Here is a 17,700-nt window from a genome sequence, read left to right on the forward strand (position 1 = left end):
GCGGATCATCACCCTGAGTGGCCGCTCACCTCCTGCTTTCCCCTTCGCTCGGCTCATCACAATCCAAACTCAGAGTTAAAGCGCAACGGCGATAACCGGTAAGCAATGAGAAATGAGTCATGACAGACAGCTTATCCCGTCGCCAACCATGAGCAGATGTCACAAGCTGCGCGTGCGGCGTAAAGCCGAACAAACGCGAGTGCCGCAAATACCGCGATAAGGCATATGGGGATAGTGGAGAGCTGCGGGGGATAAATCGGGCCGCACCAGAACGACTATCCCCGGTGGCAAACAAGCAGGATTGAAACAAGCAGAAACCGCACAGGCCGCCCGAAGGCAGCCTGTGGATAGGGTCGGCAACCGCACCGACCGGGGGAAAACCAACACTGCGGAGTTAGAAGAGCTTCACCTTGCTCTGGCCCAGCGCATTGAACAGAGCCGGGGTGAGGCTCTCCATATTGCTGTAGAAACCGAGCTGCTGGCAGAGCAGATAGGTCTGCTCGGTCGCCTCCATCAGGAAGGCCTGACTGTAGGCATCACCCGCCGCCTCGGGACGACCGTCCAGCTCCGCCAGCTTGCCCTGCAGTATGTAGTAGAGCACCGAGCGGCCGCGACTCGCCGCCTTCTCCAGCAGATAGTTGGCCTGCTGTTGCTGGCCGTTGAGGATCGCCTGCAGGGTCAACGCCTCCCACACCCGGGCTGGCAGGGCGCCGCTGTTTTGCACCACGCTGGCGAGATGGGTGCCAATCCCCTGCAGTCGCTCGCTCTCGGATTTGCCCGCCAGGGTGGCCAGCGCCTCGCCCGCCAGATAGCGCTCCGCCAGCAGCAACGGCTGATCCGGATGGGCAATCAGCGCCTGCTCCAGCAGATCGATACCCCGCTTGAGGGCGACCGGATCCCGGCTGTTGATGTAGTACTGCGCCTCCATCATCGCCATCAGGGAGGCATCATCGGTGGGCCAGCCCATTCCCGGCTCGGCATCGGGTTGGTCGAGGGCACGTAGCAGATCCTGGCTGCTGGCCTGCAACACGCCGTGCACACTGTGGCGACTGAGCTGGTACTGATGGCTGAACAGCACCCGGTTGGTGTTGATATTGCGATACTCCAGATCGAGATAGGTGCCACGGGGCTGGCGGGTGACCCGCACACTCAGCTCCTTGCCGGGCATGATGCCTCCCATCAGAGTGGTGGCGCCGTACTGCACCCGCAGCGGCGTAGCCACGGCCACTTCCCCCATCAGGGCGCGGGTAATGCCATCGGCGAGGCGCACGTTCTCGTTGTTGTCATCCATGCCGGAGTGAAAGCGGAACACCAGCAGGTTGGGATCCAGCATGGCGTGTACCTGGGGGCTGGTGTGCTGGTAGCTGAGCATGCTGACAATGGCGATCAGCACGATGGCAACGAAGATATCGAAACTCACCATCTTCCAGCGGCTGCGGGCATCCTTGGCATGGGTGGAGATGGCGCGGGTCAGGGGCCCGGCGGGAAAAGGGGCGACATTGGGCTGTTCATCATCATCCTGCTCAGCCGCAGGCGGGCTCAGATCGGATAAAGTCGGGTTGTCGGAGAGAGCGGTATTGACCGCGGGCTGCTCGTCCGCCATCACCACGGAAACCACCTGCAGCGGCCGCACCGGTGCCACCAGCTTGTAGCCGCGCTTGGGTACGGTGACGATATAGTCGGTCGCATCGGTGCGACCATCTTTGAGGATCTTGCGCAGTTCGAAGATGGACTGGGTCACCACCTGATCGGTCACCTCGGCGCCATCCCACACCTCATTGATCAGGGCATCGCGGCCAAACACGGTGCCGGCATTGTGGGCCAGAAACCGCAACAGATTGACCAGTCTGGGTTCGAGGTAGACCTCGCGGTCGGGGCGACACAACATGTTGTCGTCAACGCTCAGGGTCCAGTCGTGGATCTCAAAAACCGATTCGCTCATGATTCACTCGCTGCAGATGGAGACAATGCACGATGAGAGAGACGCAAAACCCGGACTGACTGAACGGAACAGGATGCTGTCACGAGGTGACAGATGAAAGAGAACCGAAGCAATAAAATCTCTGTGAGCCAGTCTGGCCAGGCCATCCTGCTAGCGTCTGAAGGGCATCCTTGCGGGCATTCCGACTAACGGGATCGGAAAAAGCACTTTAAGCAAAACGGGAGCTGGATCCCACTTTTTTTGGCTATAAATCGCCGTTGAGTTGATCCGACCACTCATTTTTCAGCAAATAGCGTGCCAATTGATGCTCATATGAACACCCCATATATCTGAATCAAAAAAGCCCTGAACATCAGGGCTTTCTCATTTTCCGGCTATCGGGGAGACCTCATTTCGCCACCGGGATCGCATCCTGCTGACGGCTACGGCGCAGATGACGCCGCCACAACGAGAAACAGCCGTAGCCAAGACTCAGTACCACCGCATAGAGCACCTGAGAGGCGAGCGCCACCAGCACCAGAGCGCAGAGCAGCACGCTCACTCCCGCCAGCCCCTTGCCCACCCCGCCAAGCAGGCGCCAGCCCGCCGCCATGCAGAGCAGGTAGACCAGCACAAAGTTGCCGTTGGCGTAGCGGATCAGCTCATCGAGGGGCAGTCGCAGCCAGATGATCAGGGTGATGCAGACCAGACAGATGGCGAGCACCAGAGTGAGCGCCCGCAGCGGCGCGCCGCGGGCGGTGAGGCGGGCCAGCGAGACCGGCAGCTTGCCTTCCCGCGCCATGCTCCAGATAAGCCTCGCAAACCCCTGCAGGTAGATATTGATGCTGGCAAAGCAGGAGAGGTAGCCGAGCACCGCCACCAACCACTTGGCAGTGGGGCCGAACAGCAGCGCCAGCAGAGAGGGGATGGCGGTGGCATTTTTCGCCTCATCACCGTAGAGGCCGTACTTGAGCACCACCAGCGAGTGTACCCAGTAGATAAGCCCCGCCAGCAGCACACCGCCGAGCAGGGCGATGGGGTAGTCCCGCTCCGGCCGCTTGAACTCCTCCCCCATATGGGCGAAGGCTTCCAGCCCGACGAAACACCAGAACATCACCGCCAGCGCGGTGGCCATGGCGGGCCACTCGTCCGCGCTCGGCAAGGGCCGCGCTGCATCGCGCCAGCTCACCTCCCCCTTGAACCAGATAAGCAGGGTGAGCCCCAAAATGGCGAGCGCAATCAGCAACTGCAGATTGCCGGAGGATCGCGCCCCGCGCAGCCCCAGCAGAAAGACCCCGAGCAGGGTCAGCAGCTGGATGGCCCAGAGGGTCCACTCCCCCATCTCGAACAGGGCGTGCCAGAAACCGGCGGCAATCATCAGAGCGGCGGGCAGGCCCACGGGTAACACAGCCAGAAAGAGGAAGGCAGAGAAGCGCTCGGCGCCGTTGCCAAAGGCGAGGCCAATCAGGTGCGGCGCACCGCCCGCATGGGGATAGCGACGGCCGAGGCGAGCGAAGGTAAAGGCGATGGGCAGCACCAGCGCAATCAGCAGCAACCAGGCCCAGAGCGAGGCCCCACCCGCCAGCGAGGCAGCGGTCGCCGGTACCACGAAGATCCCGGTGCCGAGCAGCGAGGTAGCGAGCAACCCCATCCCCTGCCAGAGCCCGAGATCCTTTTTCAACCCAGACATATCCTTTTGTCCTGACTAAAAAAACATCCCGCCATGTTAGGCCTGCCCCGCCCTTTTGTTAAGTACGATGGTTAAGCACTGTGGCGAGAATATGCAGCCTTTTATTCAGGCTCGCTCTCAGCTTGCAGGGATTCGGCCAGAAAATCCCCCAGCAGGGTGATCTTGAGCACCTGCCGCCGCGCTGCCGGATAGATGAAGTAGAGGGTCTTGGCCGGGCTCTGATAGTGGCCAAGCAGCGGCAGCAGACGCCCCGCAGCGATATGGTTACGCACCTGTTCGGCTGGTTGCAAGGTGATGCCGGCCCCCGCCAGTGCCGCCGTCAGTAGCGCTGGCCAGTGGTTGATGCGCAGGCGCGAGGCGACTCGCACCTCCTCACTCTGGCCATCCTCGCTAACAAATTGCCAGCGCTCGTGCTCCCCCCAGTTGCCGTGCAGGCACTGGTGGTGGGCGAGATCGGCCGGATGACGGGGCACACCGTGACGATTGAGGTAGTCGGGGGCCGCGCAGAGGCGGTAGTGCTGGGTCAGCAGCGGACGGGCGATCAGCGCCTCATCCTGCGGGCGCAGGGTGCGGATGGCGGCGTCGAACCCCTCCTCCACCAGATCGACCCAGCGGGGGGTAAGCTGCAGATCCACCTCCAGCTTGGGGTAGCGGTCGAGAAAAGCCGGCAGCAGCGGCACCAGTCGGTGGTGGCCAAAACTTAAGGGGGCGGCGATACGCAGCCGCCCGGCCGGCTCGGCCAGCAGGTTCTGGGTGAGCAACTCGGTCAGTGCCAGCTCCTCCAGCACCCGCTGACAACGAGCCAGAAAGAGCTGGCCCAGCTCGGTCAGGGTCTGCTGGCGGGTGGTCTTGTGAAACAGCTTGCCCCCCAGCCACTGCTCCAGCCCCAGCACATGCTTGCCCACCATCTGGGCGCTGATCCCCTCTTCGCTCGCCACCGCGCTGTAGGAGCCGAGATCCACTACCCGGGTGAAGATACGCATGCTGGTCAATCGGTCCACAACCCCTCCTTTTTGCCCGTTTCAAGGCCGTTTTGCCCACCACAAGGGCCCAGATTCACAACCAAAAGTTTAGTAAGAAATTATTTTTAGCCAATTTATCGCACTTTTGGTTACCAATATAGTGGCCAGCGACGTCATCAAACAGGACATATCCCCATGAAAAGCACCTATCTGGCCGCCCTGCTGGTCGGTCTGCTGGCCACCGGCGTCAGCCAGGCTGCCGAGAGCAGCTTTATCAACACCCAGCAGAATGCCCCCGTCACCGCAACCCAGACCGCGACTCAAGCCCAGCCCGATATCTTCCGGGTCAGCCTGCTCGGCACCGGCACCCCGGTGCCCCGGATCAGCCGGGGTGGCTACAGCACCTTGGTCGAGGCGGGCAACCAGAAGCTGGTGTTCGATTTTGGCCGCAACTCCGCCACCCGCCTGTGGCAACTTCATATCCCCATCGGCCGGGTCAACGCCTTCTTCCTCACCCACTTTCACTCGGATCACACCAACGGGCTGGCGGATCTCTGGCTAACCGGCTGGCTGCAACCGGCCTATGGCCAGCGCCACGCGCCGATGGAGCTTTACGGGCCCAAGGGCACCAATGCCCTGGCTCACGGCCTGCAGCAGGCCTACGCCACCGATATCGCCACTCGGGTCAAGGATGAGGGGACGCCGCTGGACGGGGTGGAGATCAACAGCCACGAGGTCACCGCCGGGGTGGTCTACAGCCATGACGGGGTCAAGGTGACTGCCTTTGACAACGACCACGGGGTCAACATCAAGCCGTCATTCGGCTATCGCATCGACTACCACGGCCACAGCGTGGTGCTCTCCGGCGATACCCGCTACAGCACGCAGGTGGTGAAAGAGGCCAAAGGGGCGGATCTGCTGGTGCACTGCGTCTCCATGACCTCGGCCGAGCAGATGAAGGCCAACCCGGGCTACAAGGCGATCGCCGGTCACCTCGCCTCCCCCGAGCAGGCCGCCCGCGTTCTCAACGAAGCCAGACCTGCCCTGACCGTGTTCAGCCACATCGGGCTCAACGGCAAGATCACGGTGAAAGATCTGGCGCAGGATCTGCGTGCCCGTTACACAGGCCCCTTCGTCATCGGCAATGACCTGATGCAGATTGACCTGCCCACCAAACCGTCCGGCAAGGGCTACGCCCTCTGGCAGGCGGAGAATATCGACAATGCCCAATCCTGAATCCCGGCCATAAAAAAGCCGCCTCTTGCGAGGCGGCTTCTTCATTCAACTTGGTAACCGGCGTTATCAGGCAATCAGCTTGTAGATGATACCGGACATGGCGATCAGGCCGATGATGGTCACGAAGCCGTTGCTGATGTTGCCAGCGTATTTGCGCATGGCCGGAACCTTGGTGATGGCGTACATCGGCATCAGGAACAGCAGCATTGCGATGATCGGGCCGCCCAGGTCTTCAATCATGCCGAGAATGCTCGGGTTGATGGTAGCGATGGCCCAGGTGGTCAGGATCATGAACACGGCAGTGACTTTGTTCAGTTGCTTGGTGTCAACGTTCTTGCCCTTCTCGCGCAGCGCCTTGGCCATCAGACCGTTCATGCCCTCTTGCGCACCCAGGTAGTGACCCAGGAAGGATTTGCTGATGGCAACCATGGCGATCAGCGGAGCCACAGTACCGATAACCGGGTTATCGAAGTGGTTGGCCAGGTAGGACAGGATGGAGATGTTCTGTTCTTTGGCTGCAGCCAGGTCAGCCGGGGAGAGGCTCAGTACGCAGCTGAATACGAAGAACATAACGGTCATCACCATCATGACGTGGGCGCCCAGCAGGATGTTGCTGCACTTCTTCTCGGCACCTTCACCGTAACGACCTTTGTTGTCCACCGCGAAGGAGGAGATGATCGGGGAGTGGTTGAAGGAGAACACCATTACCGGGATAGCCAGCCACAGGGTCTTGATGAAGTCACCGTTGAAGGCGTCGGACAGGGCCGGAGCTTCAGTGATGATGGCACCGTTCCAGTGCGGGATCAGGTAGAACGCCAGACCCATCAGGGTAAGCACGAACGGGAATACCAGCACGCTCATCGCTTTGACGATAACCTGGCCGCCCAGACGAACAACCGCCATCAGACCGAGGATCAGAGCCAGTGACAGAACGGCACGGGGAGGTGCAGACATGCCCAGCTGGTGAACAATCACGCTCTCGACGGTGTTGGTGATGGCGACTGAATACATCAGTACGATCGGGTAGATGGCAAAGAAGTAGAGCAGGGTGATGAATTTGCCTGCGGTCTTGCCGAAGTGCTCTTCTACTACTTCAGTGATGTCGCCATCACGGGTAGAGCCGGACAGCACGAAGCGGGTCAGACCACGGTGAGCAAAGAAAGTCAGCGGCAGCGCCAGGATCAACATGGCAACCAGCGGCCACAGGCCACCTACACCGGCGTTGATTGGCAGGAAGAGCACACCGGCACCGATCGCGGTACCGTACAGACCCAGCATCCAGACCACATCGGCTTTGTTGATGCCGCGGGAAGAGTTGCTGGCTAAACGACCATCAGCTGCAATATTCATGTCAGACATACGTTGTTCCTGTCATCAAGGAAAAATGGGATTCTTGTTCATTCGGGCCTTGGCCCGGTTCCATCTCCCTGGAACGCCTTCTGTCCGTCCTTGATATTAACCTCTCGCCCTCCGGCAACCAGGCCATCACTCCTTGTGACAACAAGATTGCAACAAACAACAGTGCGAGATTTTGACCCTGAGGGTCGGCGCCCGTCTCACTTAACAACCGATTAACGTGCACCACTTTTGATGGGCTGACTTTAATTAAATACCCCTATTAATCACAGCGTTTTTTTGAATTAATCAACCAAAGTTTGATTCCAGTCGCCTTTCGGACGACCAAGATCACACTAACAACGCCTTATTGTGAGTTTTTTTTAACAATTCAATTTAGTTTCACTGGAATCAATGGGCTACAGGATGATACAACTTTGCAACAACTCACCTATTTAGTGCGGATTGTGTGCAGCACGGCCTTGGCGTACCCTTGTGACTCACGCCTTTTTGTTGATTGATGATGACCATTACTCGTACCGATCTCGCCGAACTGGCGGTATTTGCCGCCGTTGCTCGTCACCGCAGTTTCAGCAAGGCCGCCCTCGAACTCGGGGTCTCCGCCTCCGCCCTCAGCCACAGTCTGAAGGGGCTGGAAGCCCGTCTGGGGGTGCGGCTGCTCAACCGCAGTACCCGGGCCGTGGTGCCGACCGAAGCGGGCCAGCGGCTGCTCAAGCAGCTGCTCCCCACCCTCAATACCCTGGAAGAGGCGCTTTGCGAGCTGGCCCGCAACAGCGACGAGCCGGTAGGGCGACTCAAGCTCTGCGCTCCGCGCGGCGCCATCGACAGCCTGCTGGCACCTGTGCTGATCGACTATCTGGCCCGCTATCCGCGGATGCAGGTGGAGGTGGTGGAGCAGGAGCTGATGCCCCGGCTGATTGAAGATGGTTACGATGCCGCGCTCTTTTATGGCGATCTGCTGCCCAAGGAGATGATCGGCATCCCCCTCGGCCCGCCCCAGCGTTATCTGGTGGTGGGCTCCCCGGCCTATCTGGCGGAGCACGGTACACCGGAGCACCCGAGCGAGCTGAGCCGCCACGCCTGCATCGGCTATCGCCTCACCCCGCACCATCACTATCGCTGGGCCTTTGCCGCCGATGGCACCATGCTGGAGATCGAAGTGACCGGGCCGCTCACCACCAGCACCCCGGCCCTCTATCTCGGTGCGGCCGAAGCTGGGCTGGGGCTCGCCTACTGTCTGGAAGAGGAGGTGAGCCAGAAGGTCGCGGAGGGGAAACTGCTCACCGTGCTGGAGCCCTGGTGCCCCACCTTTGCCGGCTTCTACCTCTTCTATCCCAGTCGGCATCAACTGGGCAGCGGGCTGCGTATCCTGATCGACATGCTCAAGGCGCACTACCAAAACCCCGGATTAGTGAGTAATACTCAGCAATTCATCAAGTGAAACCCTGATTATCACCAAATAAGTATTAATCTAGACTAGCTGTTCGATAATCGAACTCCCCGAGAGAACAGATATGTCTGCCTATTTAACACTGCGGCAACGGGCCATGACCCGTCGCTTCTGGGCTTACGCCCTCCCCTCCATTCTTGCCATGCTGGTCTCGGGGGCCTACTACCTCATCGACGGCATCTTCGTCGGCCACTATGTCGGCGCCGCTGGCCTCGCCGGGATCAACCTGGTCTATCCGGTCATCATGGTGCTGATCGGCCTGGCCGCCATGATCAGCATGGGGGCGGCCACCGCAATCTCCTTCCAGCAAGGGGCGAAAAACGACAAGCTGGCCCGTCAGGCGCTGGTCAACGCCCTCTGGCTGCTGGCCGGTCTCGGGGTAGTTGCGCCGATGCTGCTCTATTACACCCACACCGATATCCTGCTGGGACTGGGGATTGAACAGGGCACCGAGACCTGGAAACAGGCGAGCGACTACCTCACCTGGATTGGCAGCGGTACCCTGCTGCTGGCCAGCAATCTGGCGGTCCCCTATCTGCTGCGCAACGATGGTCGCCCGAAACTGGCCATGGTGCTGGTGAGCAGCGGCGCCGTGCTCAATATCATCCTCAACTACATCATGGTGGGTCTGCTGGGACTGGGACTGATCGGTACCGCGCAAGCCACCCTGATGGCAGAGGGTGCGGTGAGCCTGATCGGCCTTGGCTACTTCTTTACCCCCTGGGCGCGGCTGCGCCTCAGCTGGCGGGATCTGGTGCCCAACCTCCCCGCCATGCCGCACCTGCTCTTTACTGGTCTGCCAAGCCTGATTGCCCAGTTCAACCTCGGGCTGCTGTTGATGCTGCACAACAGCCAGCTGATGGTGTACGGCAATGTGAAGGATCTGGCGGGCTTTACCGTGGCCGGTTACACCGAAGCGGTCTTTATCGTCATTCTGCAGGGGCTCGCCTTCGGCATTCAGCCGCTTATCAGCAAGGCGGCGGGGGCCAAGCGCCATCGCAACCTTAAGTACCTGATTGAGATGGGGCTCAAGTTCACCTTTATCTACGGCATGCTGGTGTGGCTCACCATCCAGCTGCTGCCGGGACAGGTCGCCATGCTCTATACCGGCGACAAGGATCCCGAACTGCTGGCCGCTGCCATCAGCAGCCTGACCCTCAACCTCGGTGCCATTCCGCTGGAGGGGATCATCATGTTCGGCATCGTGCTGCTGCAATCCATGGCGCGCACCCGTCAGGCGCTGGTCATCTCCATCGCCAAAACCGTGTTGCTGCTGCCGCTCATCTTACTGCTGCCGCAACTGTGGGGGCGTGATGGGGTGCTGATGGCCCAGCCCGCGACCGTGCTGCTGCTCACCCTGCCGCTCTGCTGGCTGCTGTGGCGCGAGTGGCTGCGCCTGAAGATAGCCTGCGCACCAAAAGCCAAACAGCGCCCACAACCGGCCCGCGCACGCGCCGCCGTACAGCTGGCCCGTTAAGGCCACCAATCCCGCAAAACAATAAAAAACCGGCATCCATTGATGCCGGTTTTTGCTATATGGGCGGGTCTGCTTGCGCTGACACAACAAGCCAGGCCAGCACTGCTGCCCACACTATGCCAATACTTCTGGCCTGAGCTGGGCCATCAGCCCCGGGTTGTCGGAGTAATCCACAGGGATCGCCACCACAGCAGGCCCCTCCACCGCCAGTGCGGCCCGCAGGGTGGCGCGCAGCTCGTCGGCCGAGCGCACCGCAAACCCGGCCGCCCCGAACGATTCGGCATAGCGTTTGAAGTCAATGGGGCCAAAAGAGACGCCGGAGGTGCGGCAATACTTCTGCTGCTCCTGCATCGCGACCATGTTGTAGCCGTTATCGACCCAGATGATGTGAACGATATTGCTCTTGAGCCGCACCGCCGTCTCCAGCTCCATGCTCGACTGCATAAAGCTGCCATCCCCCGATACCGAGATCACCTTCTCACCCGGCCGCACCAGCGCCGCACCGATGGCCCACGGCAGTGCCACCCCCATGGTCTGCTGACCGTTGGAGATCAACACCTGACGAGCGCGGAAGCTGTAGAGGTAGCGGGCAATCCAGATATGGAAGCTGCCCATGTCGACGCAAAGGGTCATGTCATCGCGCACCAGATCCTGCAGCTCGCGCACGATATGCAAGGGGTGAACCGGATTGCCGTGCAGATCGTCGGCCCGCATTGCCAGTCGCAGCCGCTGCTGGCGAACCCCTTGCAGCAACCGATCCACCTCGGGGGGACGGATTTTCGGATTGCCCATGATGCGGGTCAGCTGCAACAGGTTGGCGCGGATCGACCCCACCAGCTCGGCGGTCGGGCAGTAGCTGCTGTCGATATCGGCAGGCAGCACGTCGATATGGAGGATGCGCCGCTCCCGGTCGCCATTCCACAGCACGGGGTCGTACTCGATGGGGCTGTAGCCGATGCAGATCACCAGATCGGCCCCTGCCAGCAGCTGATCCCCCGGCTGGTTGTTAAACAGCCCCACCCGCCCGGCAAAGTCATCGAAGTGGCAGCTGTCCACCACCCCGGCAGCCTGATAGGTACCGGTCACCGGCAGCCGCGCCTTGTCGAGGAAGGCGCGCACTGCCTCGGCATTTTCCGGCCGGCTCGCCATCAGGCCGAGCAGCACCACCGGATTCTGGGCGTTGCGCAGCAGGGTCAATGCCTGCTCCATATTCTGCTCATCGGCGCAGCCCGGCTCCGGCACTTCGCGGGGCACCAGCACATTGCCCTGTACCGGCTTGTTGATGATGTCCATCGGCAGGCTGACAAACGCCGCCCCCGGCCGTCCCAGCTCGGCGGCGCGAAAGGCGTTGGCCATCACTTCCGAAATCGCCGCCCCGCTGTTGACCTGGGCACTGAACTTGGTGACCGGACGGCAGAGGTTGACCGTATCCATGCTCTGATGAGTGAGCTTGAGACCATCGGCACGGCGCACCGCACCGCCCAGCGCCACCATGGGGTCCCCCTCCGAGGTGGCCGTCGCCAGCCCGGTAATGAGGTTGGAGCAGCCGGGGCCCGAGGTGACCAGAGCCACCCCCGCCTTGCCGGTGAGACGCCCCACGGCGGCCGCCATAAAGGCAGCGTTCGCCTCGTGGCGCACCACTATGGTCTCGATGGGGGAGTCCTCCAGCGCATCGAACACCCGGTCAATCTTGGCCCCCGGAATACCGAACACCTGCTTGACCCCTTGCGCCTCCAGATGACGAACCACCAGCTCGGCACCGCACTTCCACTGTCTGTTTTCCATGATATTGATCCTTGTCTATCAGCCTTCGGCGGCCTGAATGGCGCGATCGAGATCGGCGGGGTTGAGGTCGGCCTGCCGGAAAGCGGGATCCGATGGCAGGGCCAGATTGAGGTGACGCACCACTGAAAGTCGCAGGGTGCCGTGGGCCATGGTGTAGTCGAGCAGATGGCCGCCCCCCTTGCGATCGGCGGTGATCATGTGCTCGTGAAAGCCCGCCACATTGACCCCCTGCACGAACGGCGGGCAGCGAAAGCCCACCAGGGTTCCCGCCACCGCGGCAAAGCGGAACAGCGGTTGCTGTTCGATGGCTTCCAGCATGGGGCGATAAGGGGGCTCTTGACGCGGCACGGTACGGACCTTGGCCGTTTCAAACTGGCCGTCGAGGCGCAGGGCGACGAAGACGTTGTCGGAGCCCACCAGCCGATCCACCCACTGGTGGATCTCGTCACGGCTCAGGGGGTGATCGAAGCGACGCTCCAGACAGGGGCGAAAATGGGTCATCACCGCAAAGGGGGTCTTCTGATCGGCGCGGGCGGGACGGGCCGAGCCATCGGAGCGCAACTGGTGGATCTGCCGCTCGAAGGCGATCAACTCACCATCGAGGTGATTGAAGGTGCCGAGGCCAAAGTCGCCGTGGCGCAGCAGCTCGCTCATGGTGGTCTCCCCTTCGTAGACCCCCGCCAGCAGGGCGCTCATCAGGGAGCTCTGGTAGATCTCGCCACCGTCATGCTGCCTGCGCCAGCGGGAAAACTGCTGGCTCACTTCGAGGGCACAGCTGCACCCGGCACTGTCAGATGTTGCAATATGTTCCATTCGGGTTTCACCTCCACCGTGAATCCTGTTAGCGTTCGGATCCAATGGTGACTTGGTTCACATTTCAACACCAATACGCTGATCCCATGACTTTGAGACTCAATCGATATGGAACTTCGTACGCTCCGCTACTTCATGGCCGTTGTTGAAAAGCAGAATTTCACCCGTGCAGCCGAATCACTCAACATGGCCCAGCCGCCCCTGAGCCAGCAGATCCGCAAGCTGGAGGAGACCCTGGGCACCCCGCTACTGCGCCGTTTGACCCGCAGTGTCGAGCTGACCGAGGCGGGCGAGAGCCTCTATCGGGATGCGGCGCAGATCCTGGCGCTGGCCGATGCGGCAAAACTGAAGGTAAAGCGGATTGCCCGGGGCGAGCAGGGGGCGCTGCGGATCGGCTTTGCCGGTTCCACCGTGCTCCACCCTGCAGTGCTGACCCTGCTGCACGACTATCGGGAGCGCTACCCCGAGGTAGCCCTCAGCCCGCAGGAGGGCACCATGCCGGCACTGGTGGAGGCGCTGCGCAACGATCGGCTGGATGCCGCCATCTTGCGGCTGCCCTGCCGCGGTAGCGAGGGCTTTGCCCATCACCTTATCGAGCAGGAGCCGCTGCTGATCGCCCTGCCGACCAGCCATCCCAAGGCCAAGCCGGGCCCCTTGCCACTGGTCAGCCTGAAAGACGAGAGTTTTATTCTGTTTCCCCACGCCATCGGGCCCGGGCTCTATGACGGCATCGTGGGCCTCTGTCGGGAGGCGGGCTTCGAGCCGATACTGGGGCCCGAATGTCCGCAGGTGATCTCCACCGTCGGCATGGTGCAGGCGGGCTTTGGCGTGACTCTGGTGCCCAGCTCGGTGGCGGCGCTGCGCCCGCTCGGGGTCAGTTATCACCCCATTGAGGGCAACGGCATGATGACCAGCATCAGTCTGGCGACACGGCCGCATCCAAGCAGTGCCGTGCTGCGGCACTTTATCGCCCAGATCCGTGCCGCCCAGATACGACAAGGCCTCCCGAAGGAGGCCCTGTTGAACAAGCTTGAACCGGTTTGATGGCCAGCTTGCCTGATGCGACGGCTTATTTGACGGTACTGCTTATTTGACAGTCACCCGGGCAAACTTGCGCTTGCCGACCTGATAGACGGCGGTACCGGCACCGATGAGTGCCTTGCCATCTTCCAGCTTCTCGCCATCCACCTTGACCGCGCCCTGCTTGATCATCCGCAGCGCTTCGGAGGTGGTGGCCACCAGATCCGCCTCTTTGAGCAGGTTGGCGATGGCCAGACCTTCGCCTTCCAGTGCCAGCTCCATTTCCGGCATTTCGTCCGGAATGGCGTTCTTGGAGAAACGCTGGGTGAAATCTTCGTGAGCCGCTTCGGCCGCCGCTTCGTCGTGATAACGGGCGATGATCTCTTTGGCCAGCCAGATCTTCACGTCGCGCGGATTGAGAGTACCGGCAGCGATACCTGCCTTGAACTCTTCGATTTCAGCCAGCGGACGGAAGGAGAGCAGCTCGTAGTAGTTCCACATCAGATCGTCGGTGATGGACATGATCTTGCCGAACATCTCGCCCGGAGCGTCGTGGACGCCGATGTAGTTGCCTGCGGACTTGGACATCTTCTTGACGCCGTCCAGACCCACCAGCAGCGGCATCATCAGCACGCACTGGGTCGCCATGCCGGCATCTTTTTGCAGCTCGCGGCCCATCAGCAGGTTGAACTTCTGGTCGGTACCGCCGAGCTCAACGTCCGCCTTCAGCGCGACCGAGTCATAGCCTTGCAGCAGCGGATAGAGGAATTCGTGAATCGCGATGGATTGGCCGCCGGTGTAGCGTTTTTTGAAGTCGTCGCGCTCCATCATGCGGGCAACGGTCTGCTTGGCCGCCAGCTTGATCATGCCGGTCGCACCCAGCTCGCTCAGCCAGGTCGAGTTGTACTCGATGCGGGTCTTGGCGGGGTCGAGGATCTTGAACGCCTGCTCGGCATAGGTGAGGGCGTTGTGCTTGATGGCCTCTTCGGAGAGCGGCGGACGGGTGGCGTTCTTGCCGGAGGGGTCACCCACCATGGCAGTGAAGTCACCGATCAGCAGGATCACTTCATGGCCCAGATCCTGGAAGGTCTTCAGCTTGTTGAGGATCACGGTATGACCCAGGTGAATGTCGGGGGCGGTCGGGTCCATGCCCAACTTGATGCGCAGCGGGCGCCCTTCCTTCAACTTGGCGACAAGTTCTTCTTCAACCAGAATTTCTTCCGCTCCGCGCTTGATCTCGGCTAGCGCCACCTCGAGCTGGGACATTTTTTGACTCTCCATCACGATTCCACAGGGCCAAACATATTACTGGAATGGCGGGCCAATTGGAAAGGCTGTAAAATCCGTCCATTCTGCCCGACTTCATCTGCTTCTCATGGTTATTTGGCACGCCTTCAACGCACTCCCCCACTGGCACCGCAAGATGGTGCTGATCTTGAGCATCATGATCATGATGCTGGCTGCCTGGCCAAGCGAACAGGCAGTGGCAACACGGGTCGATGAAAACGGCAACGAGATTGCCCTGCGGGAACCGGCTAACGATAACGCGCTGAACGACGAGCTGCCGGCCGAGGCCGCCCAGCCCGTTACCCCGCCCAAGCCGCGCTATATCACCAAGCAGGTGAAGGTACGCCGTGGCGACAACATGGGAGTCATCTTCCAGCGTATTGGCCTGAGCACCACGGATCTGCACCTGATCGATCAGCTCGAGGGCAGCGATCCCCTGCGGATGCTGCAACCGGGACAGGAGCTCACCTTCAAGCTCACCGAGAACGGCGAGCTGCACAGCCTCTATTACCCCCACAGTCTGGAGCAGGCGCTCAAGGTGAGCCGCAAGGAGGAGACCTTTGTCGCCCGCAACGTCAAGATCGCCCTCGACACCCGCGAACAGGTGAGCAAGGGGGAGATCCGCTCCAGCTTCTGGGGCGCAGCGGTGGATGCGGGGATGACCGAAGATCAGATCATGGACTTGGCCGCCATCTTCGGCTGGGACATCGACTTTGCCCAGGACTTGCAACCGGGAGACAGCTTCCGGGTGGTCTATGAAGACAAGTTCCGCGACGACGAGCGGGTCGCCTCCGGCGATATTCTGGCGGCGGAGTTCGTCAACCAGGGCACCGCCTACCGCGCCGTGCTCAATGAAGATGGCAACTACTACACCCCGGAAGGCAAAGCGATGCGCAAGAGCTTCCTGCGCGCGCCGGTCAACTTCAAATACATCAGCTCCAACTTCAACCCGCGCCGCCTCCATCCGGTGACCGGCAAGATCCGCCCCCACAACGGCATCGACTATGTGGCGCCGGTGGGCACCCCCATCATGGCGGCGGGCTCAGGCAGCGTGGTGGCCGCCGGTTACAACCAGTTCAACGGCAACTACATCTTTATCAAGCATGCTGGCAACTATGTGACCAAGTACCTGCACCTCTCCAAGCGCACCGTCAACAAGGGGCAGCGGGTGAAGCAGGGCCAGACCATCGGCACTCTGGGTGGCACCGGCCGCGTCACCGGCCCGCACCTGCACTACGAATTCGTGGTGGGCGGCATTCACAAGAACCCGCGCACCCTCACCCTGCCACAGGCAGAGACCCTGAGTGGACGCGAGCTGGCCAACTTCAAAAAGCTGGCGATGCCACAACTGGCCAAGCTCGATAACCCCGAGCTGCAGCTGGCCCAGAACAAGCGGGATAGTCGCGGCAACTAAGCCATCAGAGCTGGCAGGGTGAAGGCCCTGCCAGCCCCTTTTATTGAGCCCGCTCCTGGCAACCCGATTGAAGTGAACGCATGCCTTAGCGCCATATCTGATGGGTGTCGGGAACCGCCAGCAAGTGAGGAGAGCCAATGGCTGAACGCTATATCGGATTGATGTCAGGCACCAGCATGGATGGTATCGACGCCGTGCTGGTGATAATCGCCGGGGATGAACTGCGGGTCGAAGCGGCGCTTTGTCACCCCTGGCCGCAAGAGACCGCCCGCACGCTGCATGCCCTCTGCACCCCGGGCGACAACGAAATCGACCGCATGGGGGTGGCCGATAATCTGGTGGCGCGAGAGTTTGCCGCCGCCACCCACGCGCTGCTGGCCAAGGCGAAGCTTGAGCCCAAAGATATTCGCGCCATCGGCAGCCACGGCCAAACCATCCGCCACCGTCCCCAGCTCGGCTTTACCATGCAGATCGGCAATGCCGCCCTGCTGGCCGCCCAGACAGGCATCGACGTTATCGCCGATTTTCGCACCATGGATATGGCCCTCGGCGGTCAGGGGGCGCCGCTGGTGCCCGCCTTCCATCAGGCGCTGTTTGCCAAACCCGGCGCCCTGCGAGTGGTACTGAACCTCGGCGGCATCGCCAATATCTCGGTGCTGCCGGGCAATCCGGGCGGGGTATATGGTTTTGATACCGGCCCGGCCAACACCCTGCTCGATGGCTGGTATCGCCGCCATCAGCCCCACGGTGGCAGCTATGACGCCGGTGGCAAATGGGCCGCCAGTGGCAAGCCAATCCCGGCCCTGCTGGAGAAGCTGCTGGCTCACCCCTACTTCGCCGCCCCCGCCCCCAAGAGCACCGGACGGGAGATGTTTACCCTCGATTGGCTCGATGGGGAGCTGGCAGGCACTTCATACGCCCCCGTGGATGTGCAGCGCACCCTGCAGGCGCTCACCTGCCACAGCATCGCCCGCCAACTGCCCGCACGGCCCGAGTCAGTCGGTGCCAGCCAGCCGAAAGCCGAGCTGTTTGTCTGCGGCGGCGGTGCCCATAACGCCCCCTTGCTGAAGGAGCTGGCCAGCCTGCTGCCTGCATGGCGCATCGCCAGCACCGCCGAGCTGGGCCTTGCCCCCGACTGGGTGGAAGGCGCTGCCTTTGCCTGGCTGGCCATGCGCTTTGTTCACCGCAAGCCGGGCAATCTGCCCGCCGTCACCGGTGCCAGCCGTCCGGCTGTGCTGGGTGCTCTCTACCCCGCCCCCTAGATATCCCCCAGTACACACCAGATATGC

At 61.4% G+C, this 17,700-nt stretch carries 13 protein-coding genes; 6 read left to right on the forward strand and 7 right to left on the reverse strand.

The window, feature by feature from the left end:
- Nucleotides 1–394: 394 nt before the first annotated feature.
- The 3 genes from cadC to G5154_RS07400 all read right to left on the reverse strand — a co-directional run bounded on the left by cadC (nucleotide 395) and on the right by G5154_RS07400 (nucleotide 4,612).
- A complete protein-coding gene (cadC, locus tag G5154_RS07390; protein ID WP_337072426.1) occupies nucleotides 395–1,942 on the reverse strand; it encodes a lysine decarboxylation/transport transcriptional activator CadC in 1,548 nt (515 codons plus the stop codon).
- A 388-nt stretch (nucleotides 1,943–2,330) separates the two neighbouring features.
- A complete protein-coding gene (gene yjeH / locus G5154_RS07395; RefSeq protein ID WP_421244217.1) occupies nucleotides 2,331–3,611 on the reverse strand; it encodes an L-methionine/branched-chain amino acid transporter in 1,281 nt (426 codons plus the stop codon).
- Between the two features lie 101 nt (nucleotides 3,612–3,712).
- On the reverse strand, nucleotides 3,713–4,612 hold the full coding sequence (locus G5154_RS07400; protein ID WP_421250643.1) for a LysR family transcriptional regulator: 900 nt from the start codon (nucleotides 4,610–4,612) through the stop codon (nucleotides 3,713–3,715).
- A 156-nt stretch (nucleotides 4,613–4,768) separates the two neighbouring features.
- Here G5154_RS07400 and G5154_RS07405 point away from each other — a divergent pair, with 156 nt between their 5' ends.
- Nucleotides 4,769–5,809 (forward strand): MBL fold metallo-hydrolase, encoded by a 1,041-nt coding sequence (locus G5154_RS07405; protein WP_421250644.1) that lies wholly within the window; start codon nucleotides 4,769–4,771, stop codon nucleotides 5,807–5,809.
- A gap of 66 nt (nucleotides 5,810–5,875) precedes the next feature.
- On the opposite strand, the gene G5154_RS07410 is transcribed toward G5154_RS07405, so the two are convergent.
- Complete coding sequence (locus G5154_RS07410; protein WP_421222936.1) at nucleotides 5,876–7,168, reverse strand: HAAAP family serine/threonine permease; 1,293 nt, start codon at nucleotides 7,166–7,168, stop codon at nucleotides 5,876–5,878.
- A gap of 499 nt (nucleotides 7,169–7,667) precedes the next feature.
- Here G5154_RS07410 and G5154_RS07415 point away from each other — a divergent pair, with 499 nt between their 5' ends.
- Nucleotides 7,668–8,606 (forward strand): LysR family transcriptional regulator, encoded by a 939-nt coding sequence (locus G5154_RS07415; protein WP_042055187.1) that lies wholly within the window; start codon nucleotides 7,668–7,670, stop codon nucleotides 8,604–8,606.
- Between the two features lie 73 nt (nucleotides 8,607–8,679).
- Nucleotides 8,680–10,092, forward strand: coding sequence for an MATE family efflux transporter (locus tag G5154_RS07420; RefSeq protein ID WP_421250645.1), 1,413 nt, complete (start codon nucleotides 8,680–8,682; stop codon nucleotides 10,090–10,092).
- 114 nt (nucleotides 10,093–10,206) lie between these two features.
- On the opposite strand, the gene alsS is transcribed toward G5154_RS07420, so the two are convergent.
- Both alsS and budA read right to left on the reverse strand, forming a co-directional pair.
- On the reverse strand, nucleotides 10,207–11,877 hold the full coding sequence (alsS, locus tag G5154_RS07425; protein ID WP_421250646.1) for an acetolactate synthase AlsS: 1,671 nt from the start codon (nucleotides 11,875–11,877) through the stop codon (nucleotides 10,207–10,209).
- Between the two features lie 18 nt (nucleotides 11,878–11,895).
- Nucleotides 11,896–12,690 carry an acetolactate decarboxylase gene (gene budA, locus G5154_RS07430; RefSeq protein WP_005338506.1) on the reverse strand — a complete coding sequence of 265 codons (795 nt, stop codon included), beginning with the start codon at nucleotides 12,688–12,690 and terminating at the stop codon, nucleotides 11,896–11,898.
- A gap of 108 nt (nucleotides 12,691–12,798) precedes the next feature.
- Between budA and G5154_RS07435 the strand changes: the two genes are divergently transcribed.
- The gene (locus G5154_RS07435) at nucleotides 12,799–13,734 is read left to right on the forward strand and encodes a LysR family transcriptional regulator (RefSeq protein WP_421250647.1); all 936 of its coding nucleotides are present in this window, start codon (nucleotides 12,799–12,801) and stop codon (nucleotides 13,732–13,734) included.
- A 42-nt stretch (nucleotides 13,735–13,776) separates the two neighbouring features.
- On the opposite strand, the gene tyrS is transcribed toward G5154_RS07435, so the two are convergent.
- Complete coding sequence (gene tyrS, locus G5154_RS07440) at nucleotides 13,777–14,976, reverse strand: tyrosine--tRNA ligase (protein ID WP_421250648.1); 1,200 nt, start codon at nucleotides 14,974–14,976, stop codon at nucleotides 13,777–13,779.
- Nucleotides 14,977–15,085: 109 nt separating this feature from the next.
- Between tyrS and G5154_RS07445 the strand changes: the two genes are divergently transcribed.
- Nucleotides 15,086–16,411 (forward strand): peptidoglycan DD-metalloendopeptidase family protein, encoded by a 1,326-nt coding sequence (locus G5154_RS07445; RefSeq protein WP_421250649.1) that lies wholly within the window; start codon nucleotides 15,086–15,088, stop codon nucleotides 16,409–16,411.
- Between the two features lie 137 nt (nucleotides 16,412–16,548).
- Complete coding sequence (locus G5154_RS07450; RefSeq protein ID WP_421250650.1) at nucleotides 16,549–17,673, forward strand: anhydro-N-acetylmuramic acid kinase; 1,125 nt, start codon at nucleotides 16,549–16,551, stop codon at nucleotides 17,671–17,673.
- The last annotated feature ends 27 nt before the right edge of the window (nucleotides 17,674–17,700 follow it).

This window comes from Aeromonas sp. 600527 (assembly GCF_049175415.1).
In the GTDB taxonomy this organism is placed as follows: Bacteria; Pseudomonadota; Gammaproteobacteria; order Enterobacterales; family Aeromonadaceae; genus Aeromonas; species Aeromonas veronii_A.